The organism is Nitrospirota bacterium (genome assembly GCA_016207885.1).
Lineage (GTDB): Bacteria > Nitrospirota > Thermodesulfovibrionia > UBA6902 > UBA6902 > JACQZG01.
This window is the reverse complement of the sequence record JACQZE010000003.1, coordinates 38,342-57,898: the sequence shown is the minus strand read 5'-3', so window position 1 is coordinate 57,898 and position 19,557 is coordinate 38,342. Positions and strand designations below refer to the sequence as shown.

Below are 19,557 nucleotides of genomic sequence, written 5' to 3'. Positions count from 1 at the left end.
TTAAATCCTTATCCGTTCCAGCCGAGGCCCCTTGCCTTTGCCTCAGCCTCTTCAATGGCTCCCACCATGTAGAAGGCCTGCTCAGGGGCGGTGTCATATTTTCCTTCTGCTATCGCTTTGAACCCTTTGATGCTGTCAGCAAGCTTTACGTATTTGCCCGGGGTGCCTGTAAATGTTTCAGCAACGTGGAACGGCTGGCTCAGGAACCTCTGAAGCTTTCTTGCCCTGCTGACCGTCAGCTTATCGTCTTCTGAAAGCTCTTCCATTCCAAGGATTGCGATGATGTCCTGAAGTTCCTTGTACCTCTGCAGAATGATCTGCACCTTTCTTGCAACAGCGTAGTGCTCTTCACCAAGGATGAGCGGGTCAAGGATACGTGATGTTGAATCAAGCGGGTCAACGGCAGGGTAGATGCCGAGCTCTGATATCTGCCTTGAGAGAACGACCGTTCCGTCAAGATGAGTAAATGCCGTAGCAACGGCAGGGTCTGTAAGGTCGTCAGCAGGAACATATATCGCCTGCATCGATGTGATGGCGCCTTTGTTTGTTGATGTTATCCTTTCCTGAAGCACACCCATATCTGTTCCAAGTGTGGGCTGGTATCCGACGGCTGAAGGCATTCTTCCAAGAAGCGCTGAGAGTTCCGCGCCCGCAAGTGTATATCTGAAGATGTTATCAAGGAAGATAAGAACGTCCTGCCCCTCGTCTCTGAAGTACTCAGCGCAGGTAAGCGCTGAAAGCGCAACCCTTGCCCTTGCTCCGGGCGGCTCATTCATCTGGCCGTAGACCAGGGCGGTCTTGCTGAGAACCCCGGACTCTTTCATTTCAAGATAAAGGTCATTACCCTCTCTTGTTCTCTCTCCGACGCCTGCAAAGACTGAAACGCCGCCGTGAACCATTGCTATGTTATGGATCATCTCCATGATAACAACGGTCTTGCCTACGCCTGCGCCGCCGAACATGCCCATCTTGCCGCCTTTGACGAACGGGACGAGCAGGTCAAAGACCTTAACGCCGGTCTCAAAGACCTGTGTTGAGGTGTCCTGATGTGTGAATTCAGGGGCTTCTCTGTGTATAGGAAGCCTGGTCTTCGAATCAATAGGGCCTTTCTGGTCGACAGGCTCGCCTATGACGTTCATTATCCTTCCGAGGGTCTTCTCGCCGACCGGGACAGTTATCGGCATCCCTGTGTCAACAGCCTTCATGCCCCTGACAAGGCCGTCAGTAGTTGTCATGGCGATGGTTCTTACCATGTTGTCGCCGAGATGGCTCGCCACCTCAAGCGTCAGGTTTATATCCGGAATCCCTTTTGCAGAGTCTCCGGCCTGCTCCACTTTCAGAGCGCTCAATATCGCAGGCATTTTATCTTCAAATTCGACATCAACAACAGCGCCGATGACCTGTGCAACTTTACCTTCATTCATGATCTATGTCCTCCATAAATTAAAAAAATCAAATATCAATCTGTCATTCCTGAACAAGCAGGAATCCGGAAAATATGGAACTGGATTCCCGTTTTCACGGGAATGACATATAAATTAATCTTTCAGCGCCTCAACGCCGCCGACGATATCCATAAGCTCCTTGGTGATGGTAGCCTGCCTCGCCTTGTTGTACTGAAGAGTCAGGCTGCCTATCATTTCGTCCGCGTTCTGTGTGGCGTTCTCCATGGCGGTCATTCTTGCCGCCTCTTCTGAAGCCTGTGATTCAAGTAGCGCCCTGTATATCTGCACCTCAATATTTTTCGGCAGTAACTGGTTGAGTATCTCTTTCTGCGAAGGCTCATAAATGAATACAGTAGACGGTTCTTCTGCCCCGGCCTCACTTTCCGCTGACACAGGCATAAGTTTCTTTACCGTGACCTCCTGATTCATTACAGTTACGAATTTATTGTAAATGATATAAACCTCATCAATAGTTTCATTGACGTAATTTTCAACGATATCGCTTCCTATCTTCTGGGCATCGGTGTAAGTGAGTTTTCCTGATAATCCTACCCATGAATTTCTGATCGTAATATCGCGCCTTTTATAATAATCAGCCGCCTTCTTTCCGACAATGCTTATGCTTACATTGAATTTTTCATCGTGCCGCGTTGCTATTAACTTTTCGGCAGCCTTGATGATATTGGTATTATAAGCGCCGCACAGGCCCCGGTCGCTCGAAAGCACCAGTATCTCCACGGTCTTTCTCGGCCTCTTTACAAGCAGGGGGTGGGCAGCTTCGCCTCCGGTCATGCTTGCGATGACGGAATTCATCTTGTCAGCATACGGCCGCATGTCGATCATCCTGTTCTGTGCCCGCCTCAGCTTGGCGGCGGCGACCATCTTCATGGCCTTTGTGATCTGCTTTGTGCTCTTGACCGCTGTTATTCTTCTTTTTATATCTCTTAATGTCGCCATGGTTAGCTGTCAGTTGCTATGCTGAAAATCCTTTCTTGAATTCTGCGATCGCGGCTTTCAGTTTCTCTTTGAGCGTGTCGTCAATCGCTTTTTTATCAGCGAGCTCGGCCCTGAGTTCATCTTTGGTTCCGCGTATGTAAGCAAGGAACTCTTTCTCGAACTTTTTTATCGCTTCTACGGGTACATCATCAAGAAAGCCCTGTGTGCCTGCGAAGAGAACGATAACCTGGTCTCCCATTGACATAGGCACATACTGATCCTGTTTAAGCAGCTCGACCATTCTCTTGCCTCGCTCGATCTGTGCGAGTGTCGCCGCGTCAAGGTCAGAGCCGAACTGAGCGAATGCCGCCATCTCCCTGAACTGCGCAAGGTCAAGCCTCAGTGTGCCTGCGACCTGTTTCATTGCCTTTGTCTGTGCGGCGCCTCCAACACGGCTGACCGAGAGCCCGACGTTAACTGCCGGCCTTACGCCTGCATAGAAGAGCTCAGGCTCAAGGTATATCTGGCCGTCTGTGATCGATATGACGTTTGTCGGGATGTAACCTGAAACGTCACCAGCCTGCGTCTCGATTATAGGAAGCGCGGTAAGAGAGCCGCCGCCGAGAGCGTCAGAGAGCTTTGCAGACCTCTCAAGCAGTCTTGAATGGAGATAGAATACGTCTCCGGGGAATGCCTCACGTCCGGGCGGGCGCCTCAGGAGCAGTGAGAGCTGCCTGTAAGCGGTTGCCTGTTTACTGAGGTCATCATATACGATTAAGGCGTGTTTGCCGTTATCTCTGAAATACTCGCCCATGGCGCAGCCTGTGTATGGGGCGATGTATTGAAGCGGTGAAGCCTCGCTTGCTGTAGCAGAAACAATGATCGTATGCTCCAACGCGCCTTCTTCCTCAAGCTTCTTGGCCACACGGACGACGTTTGAACGTTTCTGTCCGACTGCGACATATATACAAAGCACGCCGGTGCCTTTCTGGTTGATGATAGCGTCTATTCCGACCGCTGTTTTTCCGGTCTGGCGGTCGCCGATGATGAGCTCTCTCTGTCCCCTTCCAACCGGGATCATCGCGTCAACTGCCTTCAGTCCGGTCTGCATAGGTTCACGCACAGGCTGCCTGTCGATGATGCCGGGAGCGACAACGTCAACTATCCTGCTCAGGGTTGTGTTGATCGGGCCTTTGCCGTCTATCGGCTGCCCGATAGCATTGACCGCCCTTCCAAGCAGGGCTTCTCCGACAGGAACTGACATGATCTTTCCTGTACGCTTGACCAGGTCGCCTTCCTTGATAAGGGTATCTTCACCAAAGAGAACCGCGCCGACAGAGTCTGTCTCAAGGTTGAGCGCCATTCCGAAGATGTTGTTCGGGAACTCAAGAAGCTCTGAGGACATGCAATTGTCAAGCCCGTAGATCTTTGCGATACCGTCGCCGACCTTTACGACCGTGCCGACTTCGCTCACGTCAACACGCTTCTCAAAATCGGTTATCTGTTTTTTTATCAGTTCACTTATCTCACCAGCTTTGAGTTCTGTGATATCCATTGAAACCCCCTATATTAACTTCTAATTTGTTTTATCTTATTAACTCAGCCTTTAAAAGTTTAAGCTGCCCCTTGATGCTGCTGTCATATATGGTGCTGCCGACCTTAACTATGAATCCGCCTATAAGTGAAGGGTCAATGCTGCTTTCTATATCAACTTCTTTATTGGTAAGAGACCCGAGAGCGGATTTAAGCCTTTTTATGCTGGCTTCATCAAGCGCCACAGGGGCAGATACCTCTGCGGTGACCTTCCTGACCTTTTCATGGTACATGCTGTCAGATGTTGCGATGATCTCTTTTATGACCGAGATTGCCCCTTCAGCCAAAAGCAGGTTAAGGAATTTTTCCGTTTGTGACGAAAATTTCAAATGGGATGTAATATTTTTCAGGACTGACTTTTTTTCTTCAGGAGTGAATATCTGGCTGACGATGAACAGCCTTATCTTCCTGTCGGAATCCATAAGAGTTGAGAACAGATTCAGCTCTTTCAATAAATCAGGAATGATAGAAATATCAACGGCATTTATAAGCGCCTTACTGAATTTTTTTGCGATATGTGATTTATTCAACCTGCTACCTCGATCTTCTTTATATATTCATCAATGAGTTTTTCCTGCTCATTACTGCCAAGCCGTTTTTTGATCTCGTTTTCAGCTGCTTCAAGCGCCAGAAGCGCAGTCTCTGATTTGATCGCCTGCCTTGCCTTTGCAAGTTCGAATTCAATGCTTGCCTTTGCCTGTTCAACTATCTTCTGCTTGATATGTTCGCCTTCAGCGATAAGAGATGCCTTCTCTTTCTCTCCGGTCCTTTTTGCCGCCTCGATTATAAGGTCTGTCTCCTGCCTGGTATCGCTTAGCCTCGCGCGGACTTCTGTTAGCGTCTTTTCGGCAAGCTCTTTTGCCTCGGTAGCTGTTTTAATGGAACTCTCTATCTTTTCCGTCCTGCTCCTGAAGAATTCCTTAAAAGGCTTGCGTGTAAAGAATACGAGAATTCCCACGAGGAATGTGAAATTTATGATCGGCCATATCAGTTCGGCCCATGCGATGCCGTGATGTTCGGCTCCGGCATGTTCCGCTGCTTCGCTGCTTGCTAAAGCAAGGCCAGGAGAGATCAGAAAGAAGATAGAAGATATGATAAACATTAAAAAGATCAGCTTCTTCAGGATAGTTGTTTTTGATTCAGTCATTAATTATACCCCCAGCATCTTCGCGACTATCTTGCCGGAAAATGCTTCGATCTCATTTTTGAGGCCGTCCTTTGCTTTCTGCACTGATGCAGCAAGCTCTGCTTTTGCCTTTTTACTCATCTCTTCGGCATCCTTCTGAGCAGCTTCCATGGCTTGCTTATGAACATCTGAACCTTCTTTTCTGAATGCTTCACTTATTGCTTTAGCCTCTTCTTTTGCCTTGGCGAGTTTTGCGTCGACCTGGGCCAGAAGATCATCTTTTTCTTTAGCAAGCTCTTTGGCGCTCTCAAGTGAACCGTCTATCAGTTTGGACCTTTCATCGAATATGCGGAAGAGGGGCTTGAAGAGGATGATATTCAAGAGCCATATCAGGATTAAAAAATTAGCAAGATGCCAAAAGAAAAATCTGTTAATATCTAACATTAAAAACCCGCCTTATAACTAAGGAATTTGATATGTTACCGAGAAAAAAATATGAAAAATTTAACATAGCACCAGTATTTTGTCAACAACTCTGTCTTTATAAATTTATTTGCGAAACTTATGTTTTAAACAAACTGCCGTATTTTTCAAATTATGGCTGGTTTATTGATTTACATTATTATAGTCAAGCCGGGATGCTTTGACTTTTAAAGGCCATTCTTTTACACTCTATATACTATGAATGGAGATACAGTACTTAACCTTATATTACAGGCAGGCCCGGTAGTAAAACTCGTCCTTCTTATACTCCTCTTCTTCTCGGTCTATTCCTGGGCTATCATTATTTACAAGCACAGGTTTTTTGCTAAAGTGGAAAAGGAGTCAGGCGTATTCTACCGCAACTTCACCCAGAGCAAAGACTGGGATTCTCTTAATCAAAACACAAGAAGCCTTTCACTGAGCCCGGCGGCAAACCTTTTCAAGGCCGCCCATTCCGCCGGGGACAGGAAGAAAGAGGATATAAAGAGGATACTCAAGAGGGTTGAGGCTACGGAAGCTGCCAGGCTTGAGAAGTATCTGACCTTTCTCGCCACAACCGGCTCCACAACACCTTTCATAGGGCTGTTCGGAACCGTTTGGGGGATAATGAACTCTTTCAGAGGCATAGGCAAACTTGGTTCAGCATCGCTTGCGGTCGTTGCGCCAGGAATAGCAGAGGCCCTCATCGCCACGGCGGCAGGACTTGTGGCTGCCATACCCGCTGTTATCGCATACAATTACTACCTTAGCAGGGCACAAAGAAATATAATAATGATGGAAGACTTTTCCCAGGAACTGATAGACCACTTTTCGAGGAATGATGGCCAGGCGCAGACAGGCTCTGTCAGAGATTAATATAACCCCGTTCGTGGATGTAATGCTCGTCCTTCTGGTGATATTTATGGTCACCGCCCCTCTGCTTCAGCAGGGGATAGATGTCAACCTCCCACAGGCAAAAGGACAGGAGCTTACCCCTGCTGAAAGGATAGTCATTACAGTAAAGAATGACGGCAAGATATATCTGGACAAATCTTCTGTGACCATTAACACCATTAGATCAAAGTTCGAGGGCAAGGCTGATAAAGATGTCTTTCTCAAGGCTGACAAGGATGTGCCGTACGGCGTCATAGTAAATGTCATGGGTGAGCTTAGAGAAGCAGGCATAGAGAGGCTGGGCATGATCACGGAATCTGAAGTAACGATTCGATGAGGCGGCCTTTTAACCCGGGGAAAGAACCAAGTTTTCAAAAGATAGTTATCTCTTCAGTTGTGCTTCATCTTATATTTATAGCTGTAACAGTTATTCCGCTTGTTCACAAAAAGAAGGAGATAAAGAATTACTATGTCAGCCTTGTGAATCCGGCAGTGATCCGCAAAGTTGAGGTTCCTGATGCAACCCGAAAAGTTACTGTTGCGGAAAAGAAAGTTGTTGAGAAAGAGAAAAAGATAATCCCGGAGAAGAAGTTAAAGGAAGAAATAAAAAAAGTAGAGATGACAACGGATCCCACTCCTACATTACGTGAGCGTATTGATAAGAAGACCAAGGAGAAACAAGAGGAAGAAGATAAAAAACGGAAGCTTAGAGATTTAGCAGCAGATATAAAAGGCCGTGTTAAGAAAACGGCTGAAGTTGCTTCAGGGTCATCAAATCCTTACGCAGGTTTGGGAGATGTGGATGCCCGGCTGTTATATGAAAGTAATGTAAAAGACTATATTCAAAGTTTTTGGAAGATACCAAAAAGTATTGATGTCGAAGGTCTTGAGGCGGTTTTTGATATAAGAGTAGATAATGCTGGGAAGATAATTGCATTCAAGATTACTAAGACTTCCAATAACTGGGTATATGACCGTTCTACACAAAAGGCTATGTTGGATGCAAGTGAAGAAACGAAAAAAAATCCTTTCCCTGAACCGCCGTCAGATATGAGGGAAGAGGTGATTGAGGAAGGCATAGTATTTACTTTTAAGGTGGAAGAATAGGATGAAAAAAAATAAAAAATACATATATTGTATTTGTTCTGTAATTTTATCGGTATTTACCTTTTTCTCTTTATCAGAGGCAAAGGTCTATATTGATATAACTTCCCCCACTTGGAGTGAGATACCAATCACAATAACCTCAACCGGAAGTGCGGATGCCAAAACCGTTGAAGAAGTTGTAAAGAACGACCTCTATCTGACAGGAATATTCTCTGATGTCGCTCCGGAGCTGGGCGGCGCGGAGATGGCGATAGATATAACCATGGAAGAAGACGGGAATATCAAAGCCGTGGCCGTTGTCAGGGATCTCCTGGCAGGCGGCACGCTGATGGATAAAAAGTATGAGGCATCAAAGAACAGCGTGAGGGCGCTGGGCCACTCGATAGCAAATGATGTCTTCATGATCATCACAGGCCAGACGGGCAGCTTCAGAACGAAATTCACCTATATTGTTGACGCAGGAGGTGAGAAAGAACTTCATCTCATGGACTGGGACGGATATAATTCAAGCGTTATTGAATCAAAGGGACTCCCGCTTGTACACAGCTGGTCTGAGGATGGCAATTACATTTATTATTCTGCCGAAAGAAGCAGGCAGTGGAGGATCTTAAGGCTTAACATTAAACAGGGAGTGAGGGATCAGATATTTTCATCAGGCGGGATCAATCTCGTGGGCAGCGCGCATGGCGGCCTTGTCGCATTCTCATCTTCAAAAGACGGAAGCCCGGAAATATATACAATGAGAGCCGGCGGGGGGGATGTCAAAAAGATCACGACTTCCATCGGCATCGACATATCTCCCGCTTTTTCTCCGGATGGTTCAAAAATAGCCTTTGTCTCTGACAGGGGCAGAACCCCGCAGATATACATCATGGATCCTGACGGGAAAAACCTGAAGAGGCTTACATTCGAAGGGAGCTACAACCAGTCGCCTGCGTGGTCGCCTGACGGAAAATGGATAGCTTTTGTGAGCAGAACTGATGGTAAAAATCAGATATTCGTGATAAAATCTGATGGAACCGGCTCAAGGCAGCTTACTTATGAAGGGAACAATGAGAACCCCACATTTTCACCGAACGGCCTTTTCATAGCTTTTGACTCTGACAGGAAGAAGGGCCGTGGTATTTACGTAATGCGTATAAACGGAGAAGGCCAGAGGAAGATAACGTCTGACAAGGTGAGGGCGCTTATTCCACGATGGTCGCCTTATCTTAACTGATAAATGACAGCTTAACGCAAACTTGACAATAAATATGGAGGATAAAAAGAGATGAAAAAAATTCTGATTCTTTTACTGATGGTTCTGGTTGCCGGGTGTGCACAGCAGGTTCGGAAGGATGGGCCCTTTAATGATGCCGCAAGGTGCACGCAGGATCTTTTCGGCGGAGACGGGACATGTGAAGAGGCCGCTGTCACTGTTACTGAAACTAAGGACAAAAAGGGGGCTGAAACAGGTGAAAATGTTATCACTGAATCGGTCATCAGCGAAGATAATATCAAGGAGATCGACCTCAATGACGCCGCTGTCAGAAAAGAGATAGACCTTGTGTTCAAGGATGTGTTATTTGATTACGACCAATATAATTTGAGGGATGACGGCCGCGCCCAGCTTGATGTGATCGCCTCATGGCTTGTGAAACACAGCAAGACAAATCTGATAATCGAGGGCCACTGCGATGAAAGGGGCACCAATGAATACAATCTTGCGTTGGGCGAGAAGAGGGCGAGGGCAGCAGGCGAGTACCTTGCGCTTGTAGGCGTCTCTTCCTCACGCATTACAGCCATCACATACGGCGAGGAAAAACCTGCCTGTACTGTACAGGATGAAAACTGCTGGCAGCTTAACAGGAGAGATCACTTTGTTGTCACCGAATAAAAAAGCTTCTGATTTCTTGCTCAATGCCTTTGTCATTATCATTATCTTTACGCTCTCTGCGTGCGCTTCGACCCAGGATATCGGCAAGATGCAGTACAGTGTCGGCGAGCTGGAGAAAAAGGTTGAGGAGCTGGGCAGAAGGTCACAAATCATTGAGAGCGAGATGCCCAAGAGCGAGAAACAGTTCAGTGAAAAGATCGAGGGGACAAAAGATTCACAGGAAGCTACCGCAAGGGCTGTCTCAAATCTATTCATGAAGATGCAGTCTTTGTCCGGCGATGTTCAGCAGATAACAGGCCGGCTTGATGAATCACAGCATCTCTATGAAAAAGACCTCAGGGATGAGGCGGAAAAAAGGGAGCTGCTTGCTGCTGAGATAAGCGGCCAGGCAGTCCTGCTGGAAGACCTGAAATCCAAACTGGATGAGATAAAGGCCGGGATGGATGAAATAAGATCAGAGATGGATAAAACAAGAACTGATGGATCAAAAATAGATGAGATACGGTTAGAAATAGAAAAAATAAGAACAAATGAAATTAAAATTGATGAAATGATAACAGAAATTGAAAAGTTAAGGTCAGAGCAGGACTATTTAAACGAGAAGGTTGCCGCAACTGAGTCAAGGCGTATCCCTTCAAAAAAGAATGTTACACAAAAGACAGACACCAAAAAACCGGACGTAAAAAAAACAGATACAAAAAAGCCGGAAACAGATAAAACAGAAAAAATAAAGACGGATGCAAAAAAGACTGACATTACCAAAGAGGCGGGGCCGGCTGATGTAAAGGATGTTTACAATTCCGCTTCGGAACTTTTCAAGGCAGGAAAATATAAAGATGCAAGAGCCAAGTTCATGTCCGTCATAAAGGACTTCAAAGAAAATGAATATTCGGACAACGCAAAGTTCTGGATAGGAGAGTGCTTTTTCAAGGAAAAGATGTATGAAGATTCCATCCTCGCCTATGAAGAGCTTTTGAAGAAGTACCCTGATAGCGACAAGATACCTTCTGCAAGATTAAAACAGGGCCTTGCCTTTTATGAGCTTAATGACAGTGAGACAGGAGATCTTATATTAAAGAGCCTCATTGACTTGTTCCCCGATTCTAAAGAGGCAGCCGTCGCAAGGAAGAAGCTGGGCGCCGCGCCAGAGCGACTGTAAGCGCAAGTGAATGATCCCCACGGAAGAACCATTGATTATCTCCGCATCTCGATAACTGACAGGTGCAACCTCAGGTGTATATACTGCATGCCTTCAGAGGGGGTAGAGCATGTCAGCCATAGTGATATTCTCAGCTACGACGAGATTGTAAGAATAGTTACGCTGGCTGTTCCAATCGGCATCAGAAAGGTCAGGATAACAGGAGGGGAACCTCTTGCCAGAAAGGGTGTTGCCGGCCTTATCTCTTCACTCAGGCAGATCAAAGGCATAGAGAATCTAAGCCTGACCACAAACGGGGTGCTGCTCGAAAAATTTGCCGCTGAGCTTGCGGAGGCCGGGCTTGACAGAGTAAACGTAAGCATGGACTCTATGATCCCTGAAAAATACAGGGAGATAACAAGAGGGGGCTCTCTTGACCCTGTCATGAGAGGCATCCGGAAGGCCGAGAGTGTGGGCCTGAGGCCCGTCAAGATCAACATGGTGCCGATCAGGGGGTTTAATGATGACGAGATAGAGGACTTTGCAAGGCTTACACTCAGCAATGCTTACCAGGTAAGGTTCATCGAATTCATGCCGATCGGGGCAAGAGAGAACTGGAGCCCTGAGAAATATATCCCTGTCGATGAGATAAAGTCGATAGTTGAAAAAGTCGGGCGTCTTACGCCTGTGCGTTTGCGGAGGTCAGGGCCTGCAAGGTACTTCCGCTTTGATGAAGCCCCCGGTGTAGTAGGCTTTATAAACGCTGTCACACATGAATTCTGCAAGGACTGCAACCGATTAAGGCTTACAGCAGACGGGAAGCTCAGGCCATGCCTCTTTTCCGATACAGAGGTGGACATGAAGGGAGCGCTCAGAAGCGGGGCGTCAGATACTGAGATTGAAAAGCTGATAAGGCATTCAATCGAGGTAAAACCTGAGAAACATAATATATCCTGCAGGGACGGATCAGTGCTGCTTAAGCCGATGTCAAGGATCGGGGGCTGACTCTCTGGAATAATCTTTTTTACAAGTTGTCTTCAATAACCATAAGATACTTTCCTGCTTTTTCGCTGTTTATGCTGCTCATGCTTGAAGATCGTGATGATTCCCATTTGTCAAAATCGTTCTTATTTGCAAAAAGATAACATTTGTGCCCTGCTTTTTTAGCCTCTTCATCATATGATTTTATCCTGACGCTCTGAAGTGTCGAGAGTTTTATCCGTTCTTGTGTAAGAAAAGATATCTTGTAGGCTGCCGAGTAATCGGCAAATCCGGATTCACATTTATTTATATCCAGCGCTTCAATAACTTCATAGATGCTTTTATCCGGTTTAAGGGCATAATCATAGTAAGCGCCGGCTGTTGAGAAAAGTCCGGAGATCAGCACCATCGCCGCAAGCGCGTAACGAATCCCTGAGCCGGCCTTCTTCAGCGCAAAAGGGGCGCCGATAAGGTTTGCTATAGAGATAGAGATGAAAAATTGACATGGAAAGAGGTATCGGGTGATCGTTCCGTAGTCATTATCGCTGATGATATCCGCTGACATAATGAAATAAAATACCAGCCCGAAGTAAAGCGGGATCCCGGCGCTGTCGTCACGTGTCATTACGGACCTTAACAAATAGTAACTTGATGCCATGATTGAAAAACATATGAGGGCGTAGGCAAGATATTGGATGGATAACGGATGGATGACATCATTGAAAAAATATTGCGGAAGGGACCTTAAAACCAGCACCAAAAACTTAGCAAAGGACAGTTCAAGCCCTGCCGGATGAAACGCCCCTGCCCGTACCGAGACATACCATGCCTCAGGGTTGATAAGGTAATATAATTTCGGCAAGGCCCCTGCGATAAAAGATAGAACAAAAGCTGAAATCTCCGCAGGCTTAAATTTGAGAACCGGCCGTTTCAGGAACATTGGAGGCAAAAGAGCGAGAAGAAAGACAACCACTACATCTGAAACCCAGAAGCCCATTCCAAGGACAAGTCCTTTGGCGATGGGGCGTGAGAAGATTTCATCGTGTGATAAATAAAGGTATGCAAGGGCCGCGCAGAAAAAAACGTTATTGAGGTGGGTTTCATAAACACCGGAAAAGAAGACAGTGAAATAACTTGATGAAAACATGAACGCGGCCAGCGCCAAAAACCTCTTCGCATTTTCTTTGTATATATGTTTAAGCAGGCTGTAGAAAATCACTTCTGTGGCTAAAAGCAGAATAACGCTTGAAAGGCGAAGGAGCGCAATTGACGGCGGGAAGAGTTTGAATAAAATAATAACAAGCAGGTACTGAGGCCCGCCGCCGTAAGCCTGGCCATAGAAGAAGAGGGGGAAGCTGCCTTGTGAAGCGTGAAGGCCCATCAGGCCCATGACTGCCTCATCTGAGTTGGTGGTTGCCGGATCGAAAAATATTACAGGTATTAACTTTATGATAAGGCTAAGGGTGAAAAGCAGAACAAGCACAGGATTTTGATGTAAAAGCTGAATGATGCCTGGTTTTTTTGTATTTAGACTGATCACGCAGATCTATGGCGTTGGATTAAGATTTTATTATCTCAAGCACAGCCTTCTGACAGTTCTCAGCTGCGAGTTTTATATTCCATTTTCTCTTGTCGCGTATCCCCGCAATATTGCTTATCCCTCTCAGTTCAAGCATTGATATTCCGTATACCGTACAGACGTGCGCTACAGCAGCTCCTTCCATGTTCTCACAGAGAGCATGGAATTTCTTTTCAAGCTGAAGGGCCAATTCATGTGTGGCTGTTGCTGCTGATACGGTCACAAAATTACCTGTCTTTATTTGCGTGATGCGCAATGCCATGCCGGCGGCCGTATTGAAGAGATTTTTATTAAGAGGGAATTCATTGAAATATTGCCTCTTCCCGATCTCGACAAGGGGTATGCCGATCTTTTTCAAGCCTTCGTTCCCTCTTGATGTCATCACTCCTTCATCGCCGTATATCTCTTTTGCGGCAATGGCGATATCTCCTGCCTTAAGTCCGGAGTTGGGGTACGCGCCTCCTATCCCTGTATTGACAATGAGCTTTATCGTAAAATTCTCAAGGAGCGCAGCGGCAGAAAGCGCTGCATTGACCTTGCCGATCCCGGTATTCATCAGCAGGATATCTTTGTTGAAGAGTTTCCCCTGATAAACATCTCTGCCGGCAACGCTTGTCTTTAGGACAGATCTGAGTTCTGCCAGCAAGAGTTCAGACTCAAAAGGGACAGATGAAAGCAGGGCTGTATAGGTCATAAGTATGTTGTATTAAATCAATGAGACAGGCTCTTTATCTGTTCCATCAGTTTTTCTGAGAGTTTGGGGTCGATCTCTTTCAGTTTGTTATATTGCAGAAGAGATGACTCTTTATTGTTGACGTTCAGATAGGCAAGGCCGAGATTGTAAATGGCCTCTGCATATTCAGGCATGAGCTTTACCGCCTCTTCAAAGGCTTTTATTGATTCATCATAAATGCCCAGATCGCTGTACGCCAGGCCGAGATTATAATGGGCCATCGCGTGTTCGGGGTTCAGTTTGACAGCTTTTTTATAAGAGGTTATCTCCTCTTTACGCATCTTTGTTTTTCCATATGAAAGCCCGAGTTTATACCAGTGCTCCGCCTCTTCCGCAGGAGCTTTTTTATTTATATCGTCTGATGTTGTGATCCTCATGGAGGAGTTTTCGTAAGAGGCAGGTGTGTATTCGGTCTTTTTCGCTGCTGTCTCATCCGGTTTCAGGATATTGATATCCAAGGACCTTTTTGTGCCTGCGCTGTAACTGACAAGGTCTATCGGCATGGCAAAGTTGAGGTTCTGCGCCTTCATAAGCAGAAAGGTCACAACCCCGACGACCCGGCCTTCCTCGTTAAATACAGGGCCCCCGCTGCTGCCCTGGGAGATAGGGGCGGTGATCTGAAGCACCTTTTTGCCCGGTGCCATCTCCCTTATCCCGCTCAGTATGCCGTCTGAGATAGTGTTCTCAAGGCCCTGAGGGCTGCCGATCACATATACATTCTCACCAATCGCTATATTATCAATGCTTCCGAGTGTCACTACGGGATAATTGCCGGCCCTTACCTTAAGAACAGCAAGGTCATTCTCTTTATCGTCACTGATTATCTCTTCGACCTTTACCGCCTTGTTATCTATCTTTACGTAGATGCTGCCAGCGCCTTCTATTACATGGTGGTTTGTTACGATCGCCCCGTTCTTGCTTATGATAAATCCGCTTCCCTGGCCCAGCGGATTGTTTTTTTTGTCATAGGTTTTGATAACTACCACGGCATCATTGTTATCTTTGAATATCTTTCCGGCATCGGCAAGAGAGGTGTGTGGAAAGAGCAACAGGGAGATGATAAGAATTAAGATATTTCTTATCGTCAGGTCATGTCTTAACATTAAGGGCACCATTATAAATTCAGCAAAAATATTTTATCGCTTATTTGATAATAGGATATCATATGCGATGTATAGATATCATGAATTATATATAAATGATCTTATGTAAAAATCGTCCATGCATGTCTTGTTGAGCCATTATAATCCAGGATGTTATGTGATATAATCTTTTAATCTTTAAGAGGAAAGCCGTGAAGAAAAGAGATATTTTCCACATTCTGCTTTTATTCATATTCATAACTTCCGCATCTCTCAATGCAGGCGGGGAGGAGGGCGATAAGATGACAGATAACATACGTTGGCTTGGGCATGACACGTTTAAGATAGTCGGGGAAAAGGTGATATACACAGACCCGTTCCAGATAAAAAAGAAGGATACGGCTGATATCATTCTGATTACCCATGAGCATCGTGACCACTGTTCTGCCGCGGATGTTGAGAAGGTCTCAGGCAGGAAGACTGTAATAATAGCAACACCTGACTGCGCGGCGAAGCTTTCCGGAGATGTAAGGTTCATTAAGCCCGGTGACAAGATTACGGTTGAAGGGATCAGCATTGAAGCTGTGCCCGCGTATAACACGAATAAGAAGTTCCATCCGAAAGGAAACAGCTGGGTGGGGTATATCTTCACACTGAACGGCAAGAGTATATATATAGCAGGCGATACGGACTATATTTCTGAGATGAAAGGGTTTAAAGCTGATATAGCGCTGCTGCCGGTATCGGGAACATATGTGATGACTGCTGAAGAGGCTGTTAAAGCAGCTATAGATATTAATCCAAAAGTAGCCATTCCCATGCACTATGGTTCAGTCGTCGGCAGCATTGATGATGCAGAGAGATTTGCCCGGGGGCTGAAGGGCAGAATAGAAGTCAGGATATTACCGGCGGAATAGAACGTGGCTGACGCGAAGAAGATAGCAAGGCTTTTAATAAAAAAATATCCTGACCCCAAGACGTCGCTTGATTTTAAAACTCCGCTGGAACTCCTCATCGGAACAATACTCTCAGCCCAGTGCACTGACAAAAGGGTGAATGAAGTTACGAAGGCCCTCTTCAGAAAATACAGGTCTGCTTCGGATTATGCTTCTGCAGACCTGAAGAGATTTGAGCAGGATATCAGGCCGACCGGCTTTTACAGGAACAAGGCGAAGAGTATCATAGAATGCTGTAAAAAGATTATGGGAGAATTTGACGGCAGGGTGCCTGAGACGATGGAGCAGCTGATCACCCTGCCGGGTGTCGGAAGAAAAACCGCCAATGTGGTTTTGGGAAGCGCATTCGGCAAACAAGCCATCGCCGTTGACACTCATGTTTTGAGGGTATCGAACAGGCTGGGGATCGCGCACTCCAATGATCCTGAGAAGGTTGAATATGAGCTTGCAGAGCAGTTCCCGAAGAATAAATTGACAGCGCTTAATCTTGCGCTGATCCTTCACGGCAGGGAGACCTGCAAGGCAAGAAGGCCTGTCTGCGCCCAATGTATTCTGTTTGATGAATGTGAATGGAAGGAAAAGGTTTTATAAACATGACATATGCGAATTCGTTTGAAGAGGATATCAAGGCTGCATTTAAGGGAGATATACTGGGAAGGGATGTGATATTTGTCAGTTCAACCGCCTCAACGAATGACCTTGTGATGAAGATAGATGAAGAAAACGAAAGACCTGAAGGGATCATTGTTGTTGCTGATTCTCAAACAGCAGGCAGGGGAAGGATGGGTCGTAACTGGATATCTCCTCCCGGCGTAAACCTTTATTTCACAGCGCTTCTGAAGCCCGGCTTCCCTGCCATTGAAGCGCCGTTATTAACATTGACAGCTGCGGTCGCATGTGTATCCGCGATCAGAAACTTCACCAGCCTGAATGCGGAGATAAAGTGGCCTAACGACCTTCTTGTTGACGGCAGAAAGACAGGGGGCATACTTCTTGATATGAAGACATATGATGATAAAATAAAATTTGTTGCGGTAGGCATCGGCATAAATGTAAACATGGATCCGTCGATCTTCCCCGAAGATATTAAGCCTTTTTCAACATCACTGTCCGAAGAGTGCGGAAGAACGATAGACAGAGTGGAACTTTTCGGCAAGATACTCGCTGAACTCGAAAAATGGTATAAGGCCGTCCTTGCAGGCGGTAAGGATTCCATGCTTCAAAAATGGCGCGAGTTCAGCTCAACCCTCGGGCAAAATGTTTCTGTCAAAATGTATGATAAGGTCATATCCGGGATCGCAGAGGATATTGATGATACAGGTGCGCTTATCATAAAACTTCCTTCAGGCGGTTATGAAATAGTGAATGCCGGAGATGTGACAGTGCTGAAAAAAATTAAGGAATAAAGTCTTTCATTATAATTATGCTCTTACTTATAGACGCAGGGAATACAAGTATTAAGGCCTGTTTTTACGATGAAGGCGTCATGGATATTTTAAGGTTAAGCACTGTCAGTTTGCGACAGGGCACGGCTGATGAATTATGCGGGATGCTGAAGGACTTTTTTGCCCGGCAAAAAGCCGGCAACCCTGAAGGGGCTGTGATATCTTCAGTTGTTACAGATGTCACTCCATTGCTGGCCGATGCCGTCAGAAAGGTATTCAACCTTGAACCGGTGATTGTCGATCATGTGAAAATGACAGGGTTGAAACTGCATATAAAAAATCCTGAGGGAGTAGGTTCTGACAGGCTTGCCAATGCGGCGGCGGCCAACAGGCTTTATAAAGGGAACAAGATAGTCGTTGACTTCGGGACAGCAACGACATTCAGCGTCGTCACTGAAGAGGGCGGATTTACGGGCGGGGTTATAATGCCCGGCATTGATATATCGGCAAAGGCGCTTGCCGGCAATACATCAAAACTGCCTGAGATAAATATCAAGGCCCCTGAAAAAATTTTGGGGGATAGCACAACTGATGCTATACTTTCAGGTATAATCATCGGACATGCCGGGGCTGTTGACAGGATAATCGCAGATATAGAAAAAGAGACCGGCTTGGATTATACTGTAATAGTGACCGGAGGGCGCGCTGATATGATAGCGCCGTATATCAGGTCAAAAAACAGGATTGACCCCGGCCTTACATTTAAAGGGCTCAAGGCAATATACGACCTTAATTCATAATCCGGATACTGTTGTTTATATATTTTTATCATTAATTATTAATTTATTTCAGGAGGTGTAAAGTATGAAGATCGAACGTATTCTTTTCCCCACGGATTTTTCTGAAGGCTCTGACAACGCGCTGCATTACGCAGCGGATCTTGCAAAGCAGTATAATGCCAAGCTTTATATCCTTCATGTCATCTATGATGTCATGAAAGCAACGGATGCGCATGTCCCGCATATCTCTGCGGATGAGCTTTACAGGGAACTGGACAAGTGGGCAATGGATGAGATCGAGAATTGCTGCATAGAGGAGGTCAGGGCGCTGCCCAATGTGGAAAAGAGGGTCGTCAAGGGCATCCCTCATGAGGAGACGCTCAAAATTGCGGCTGAAGAAAAGATCGATCTGATCGTTATGGGCACATACGGCAGGACAGGCCTCGACAGGCTGCTCTTTGGAAGCACGGCGGAAAGGGTCGTAAGAAAGGCCCCATGTCCGGTGCTTACCGTAAGGGTTCCCGAGCACAGAGAACTATAACCAGAGTGAAGGCCTGTGAGATCCTCTTTTTGCCGATGATGGGTTCACAGGCCTTTCTTTTTCTTCTGTGCCGAGATTGCCGGAGAAAAAGGAGTGCTCAAACCGGGCGTTAGAATTGAAACCTTATCGTTATTTAGCAATATCTGTAGCCATATCTGTTTTAGCGCATCTCATCCTTCTTGCCTTATTATCTGAAACATACCTTACACAGAAGGGGATAACGCAGGTATTCAATGTAGATATTGTATCCCCGCCTAAGGCTGACAGGGACCTTCCTGAAACCATAATTCCACAGAGTGTAATACAGAAGACAAGGAAAGAGACTCCGCTGAAATTACAAAAACCTTCCGAGTACATTCCTACGGTCAAGCCTGAGACGATGTTTGGTGATGGTGATTCAAAAAAGGTCTCAGAGGATGTTGCTGAATCAGCTGCCGTTGACAAGGCTGATTCAGGGGCTGAAAGCAAAACAACTGCTGCTGACGCTTCTTCAAAAACTGAGAAAAAAGGCCCCTATCTTGCGGGTGAATCCTCGCTCTATGACAGAGCAAAGATAGAGAAGCGCGGAGAGGGGGTATCTTCAGAGAGAAAGGTTATCTCTTTTGACACTTCAGACCTCAAGTTCAGGGGCTATATGAGGTCTTTGAAAGAGAAGATAGAGGGTATATGGCAGTATCCCGAGGAAGCTAAAAAGCGCGGGAGGGCAGGTGACCTTAATATGAGATTTGTTATAAAAAGAGACGGCACGCTTGGTGAAATGGAGATAGTAAGGCCGTCAGGTTATGTCGAGCTTGATAATGCCGCAATGAAGGCTGTGAAGGATGCATCCCCTTTTTGGCCATTGCCCCCGGACTGGGAAGGAGATGACTATACGATCGACGGCCATTTCATTTATGACATGCGCGGCCCTTATGTATGGTAGCGGCAGGTTTAGCGACTGATAT

Annotated in this window: 22 protein-coding genes; 13 read left to right on the top strand and 9 right to left on the bottom strand. The window is 46.1% G+C overall.

Annotation, left to right across the window (positions count from 1 at the left end):
• Positions 1 to 8 precede the first annotated feature (8 nt).
• From atpD to atpF (HY807_00280), 6 genes are all read right to left on the bottom strand, one after another.
• Complete coding sequence (gene atpD / locus HY807_00305) at positions 9 to 1,424, bottom strand: F0F1 ATP synthase subunit beta (protein ID MBI4824852.1); 1,416 nt, start codon at positions 1,422 to 1,424, stop codon at positions 9 to 11.
• A 114-nt stretch (positions 1,425 to 1,538) separates the two neighbouring features.
• Entirely contained in the window at positions 1,539 to 2,402 is an 864-nt protein-coding gene (gene atpG, locus HY807_00300) for an ATP synthase F1 subunit gamma (GenBank protein MBI4824851.1), read from the bottom strand.
• A 16-nt stretch (positions 2,403 to 2,418) separates the two neighbouring features.
• On the bottom strand, positions 2,419 to 3,936 hold the full coding sequence (locus HY807_00295) for a F0F1 ATP synthase subunit alpha (GenBank protein ID MBI4824850.1): 1,518 nt from the start codon (positions 3,934 to 3,936) through the stop codon (positions 2,419 to 2,421).
• Positions 3,937 to 3,967: 31 nt separating this feature from the next.
• Positions 3,968 to 4,504 (bottom strand): ATP synthase F1 subunit delta, encoded by a 537-nt coding sequence (gene atpH, locus HY807_00290; protein MBI4824849.1) that lies wholly within the window; start codon positions 4,502 to 4,504, stop codon positions 3,968 to 3,970.
• Entirely contained in the window at positions 4,501 to 5,121 is a 621-nt protein-coding gene (gene atpF / locus HY807_00285) for a F0F1 ATP synthase subunit B (GenBank protein MBI4824848.1), read from the bottom strand. Before atpF (HY807_00285) ends, atpH begins: the two co-directional genes overlap by 4 nt.
• Before the next feature lie 3 nt (positions 5,122 to 5,124).
• A complete protein-coding gene (atpF, locus tag HY807_00280) occupies positions 5,125 to 5,544 on the bottom strand; it encodes a F0F1 ATP synthase subunit B (GenBank protein ID MBI4824847.1) in 420 nt (139 codons plus the stop codon).
• Between the two features lie 237 nt (positions 5,545 to 5,781).
• Between atpF (HY807_00280) and tolQ the strand changes: the two genes are divergently transcribed.
• The 7 genes from tolQ to moaA all read left to right on the top strand — a co-directional run bounded on the left by tolQ (position 5,782) and on the right by moaA (position 11,582).
• Positions 5,782 to 6,438 carry a protein TolQ gene (gene tolQ / locus HY807_00275; GenBank protein ID MBI4824846.1) on the top strand — a complete coding sequence of 219 codons (657 nt, stop codon included), beginning with the start codon at positions 5,782 to 5,784 and terminating at the stop codon, positions 6,436 to 6,438.
• A complete protein-coding gene (tolR, locus tag HY807_00270) occupies positions 6,401 to 6,793 on the top strand; it encodes a protein TolR (GenBank protein ID MBI4824845.1) in 393 nt (130 codons plus the stop codon). The genes tolQ and tolR overlap by 38 nt, the downstream gene beginning before the upstream one ends.
• A gap of 59 nt (positions 6,794 to 6,852) precedes the next feature.
• Positions 6,853 to 7,563 (top strand): TonB C-terminal domain-containing protein, encoded by a 711-nt coding sequence (locus tag HY807_00265; protein MBI4824844.1) that lies wholly within the window; start codon positions 6,853 to 6,855, stop codon positions 7,561 to 7,563.
• Position 7,564: 1 nt separating this feature from the next.
• The gene (locus tag HY807_00260) at positions 7,565 to 8,782 is read left to right on the top strand and encodes a PD40 domain-containing protein (GenBank protein MBI4824843.1); all 1,218 of its coding nucleotides are present in this window, start codon (positions 7,565 to 7,567) and stop codon (positions 8,780 to 8,782) included.
• A 78-nt stretch (positions 8,783 to 8,860) separates the two neighbouring features.
• Positions 8,861 to 9,439, top strand: a complete 579-nt coding sequence (gene pal, locus HY807_00255; protein MBI4824842.1) for a peptidoglycan-associated lipoprotein Pal — start codon at positions 8,861 to 8,863, stop codon at positions 9,437 to 9,439.
• Complete coding sequence (gene ybgF, locus HY807_00250; GenBank protein ID MBI4824841.1) at positions 9,426 to 10,598, top strand: tol-pal system protein YbgF; 1,173 nt, start codon at positions 9,426 to 9,428, stop codon at positions 10,596 to 10,598. Before pal ends, ybgF begins: the two co-directional genes overlap by 14 nt.
• Positions 10,599 to 10,604: 6 nt before the next feature.
• A complete protein-coding gene (gene moaA, locus HY807_00245) occupies positions 10,605 to 11,582 on the top strand; it encodes a GTP 3',8-cyclase MoaA (protein ID MBI4824840.1) in 978 nt (325 codons plus the stop codon).
• A gap of 19 nt (positions 11,583 to 11,601) precedes the next feature.
• On the opposite strand, the gene HY807_00240 is transcribed toward moaA, so the two are convergent.
• Genes HY807_00240 through HY807_00230 form a run of 3 tightly spaced genes read right to left on the bottom strand, consistent with a single transcriptional unit; the run spans position 11,602 to position 14,973 of the window.
• Positions 11,602 to 13,098, bottom strand: coding sequence for a hypothetical protein (locus HY807_00240; protein MBI4824839.1), 1,497 nt, complete (start codon positions 13,096 to 13,098; stop codon positions 11,602 to 11,604).
• 19 nt (positions 13,099 to 13,117) lie between these two features.
• A complete protein-coding gene (mqnB, locus tag HY807_00235; GenBank protein MBI4824838.1) occupies positions 13,118 to 13,831 on the bottom strand; it encodes a futalosine hydrolase in 714 nt (237 codons plus the stop codon).
• Between the two features lie 17 nt (positions 13,832 to 13,848).
• Positions 13,849 to 14,973, bottom strand: coding sequence for a trypsin-like peptidase domain-containing protein (locus tag HY807_00230; GenBank protein MBI4824837.1), 1,125 nt, complete (start codon positions 14,971 to 14,973; stop codon positions 13,849 to 13,851).
• A gap of 281 nt (positions 14,974 to 15,254) precedes the next feature.
• On the opposite strand from HY807_00230, the gene HY807_00225 reads away from it, so the two are divergent.
• The 6 genes from HY807_00225 (at position 15,255) to HY807_00200 (ending at position 19,535) form a co-directional block, all read left to right on the top strand.
• Positions 15,255 to 15,869 carry an MBL fold metallo-hydrolase gene (locus tag HY807_00225; protein ID MBI4824836.1) on the top strand — a complete coding sequence of 205 codons (615 nt, stop codon included), beginning with the start codon at positions 15,255 to 15,257 and terminating at the stop codon, positions 15,867 to 15,869.
• A gap of 3 nt (positions 15,870 to 15,872) precedes the next feature.
• Complete coding sequence (gene nth / locus HY807_00220) at positions 15,873 to 16,499, top strand: endonuclease III (GenBank protein MBI4824835.1); 627 nt, start codon at positions 15,873 to 15,875, stop codon at positions 16,497 to 16,499.
• 2 nt (positions 16,500 to 16,501) lie between these two features.
• The gene (locus HY807_00215) at positions 16,502 to 17,314 is read left to right on the top strand and encodes a biotin--[acetyl-CoA-carboxylase] ligase (protein MBI4824834.1); all 813 of its coding nucleotides are present in this window, start codon (positions 16,502 to 16,504) and stop codon (positions 17,312 to 17,314) included.
• Positions 17,315 to 17,331: 17 nt separating this feature from the next.
• On the top strand, positions 17,332 to 18,093 hold the full coding sequence (locus tag HY807_00210) for a type III pantothenate kinase (protein MBI4824833.1): 762 nt from the start codon (positions 17,332 to 17,334) through the stop codon (positions 18,091 to 18,093).
• A 64-nt stretch (positions 18,094 to 18,157) separates the two neighbouring features.
• Complete coding sequence (locus HY807_00205; GenBank protein ID MBI4824832.1) at positions 18,158 to 18,613, top strand: universal stress protein; 456 nt, start codon at positions 18,158 to 18,160, stop codon at positions 18,611 to 18,613.
• Between the two features lie 115 nt (positions 18,614 to 18,728).
• On the top strand, positions 18,729 to 19,535 hold the full coding sequence (locus HY807_00200; protein MBI4824831.1) for an energy transducer TonB: 807 nt from the start codon (positions 18,729 to 18,731) through the stop codon (positions 19,533 to 19,535).
• The last annotated feature ends 22 nt before the right edge of the window (positions 19,536 to 19,557 follow it).

Bases quoted from the DNA above. Each gene is read 5' to 3' on its own strand.
- atpF (MBI4824847.1), bottom strand. From the start codon at position 5,544: ATGTTAGATATTAACAGATTTTTCTTTTGGCATCTTGCTAATTTTTTA.
- tolR (MBI4824845.1), top strand. From the start codon at position 6,401: ATGATGGCCAGGCGCAGACAGGCTCTGTCAGAGATTAATATAACCCCG.
- tolQ (MBI4824846.1), top strand. From the start codon at position 5,782: ATGAATGGAGATACAGTACTTAACCTTATATTACAGGCAGGCCCGGTA.
- mqnB (MBI4824838.1), bottom strand. From the start codon at position 13,831: ATGACCTATACAGCCCTGCTTTCATCTGTCCCTTTTGAGTCTGAACTC.
- HY807_00260 (MBI4824843.1), top strand. From the start codon at position 7,565: ATGAAAAAAAATAAAAAATACATATATTGTATTTGTTCTGTAATTTTA.
- atpF (MBI4824848.1), bottom strand. From the start codon at position 5,121: ATGACTGAATCAAAAACAACTATCCTGAAGAAGCTGATCTTTTTAATG.
- HY807_00295 (MBI4824850.1), bottom strand. From the start codon at position 3,936: ATGGATATCACAGAACTCAAAGCTGGTGAGATAAGTGAACTGATAAAA.
- pal (MBI4824842.1), top strand. From the start codon at position 8,861: ATGGTTCTGGTTGCCGGGTGTGCACAGCAGGTTCGGAAGGATGGGCCC.
- HY807_00205 (MBI4824832.1), top strand. From the start codon at position 18,158: ATGAAGATCGAACGTATTCTTTTCCCCACGGATTTTTCTGAAGGCTCT.
- HY807_00210 (MBI4824833.1), top strand. From the start codon at position 17,332: ATGCTCTTACTTATAGACGCAGGGAATACAAGTATTAAGGCCTGTTTT.
- atpD (MBI4824852.1), bottom strand. From the start codon at position 1,424: ATGAATGAAGGTAAAGTTGCACAGGTCATCGGCGCTGTTGTTGATGTC.
- HY807_00230 (MBI4824837.1), bottom strand. From the start codon at position 14,973: ATGTTAAGACATGACCTGACGATAAGAAATATCTTAATTCTTATCATC.
- HY807_00225 (MBI4824836.1), top strand. From the start codon at position 15,255: ATGACAGATAACATACGTTGGCTTGGGCATGACACGTTTAAGATAGTC.
- atpG (MBI4824851.1), bottom strand. From the start codon at position 2,402: ATGGCGACATTAAGAGATATAAAAAGAAGAATAACAGCGGTCAAGAGC.
- HY807_00215 (MBI4824834.1), top strand. From the start codon at position 16,502: ATGACATATGCGAATTCGTTTGAAGAGGATATCAAGGCTGCATTTAAG.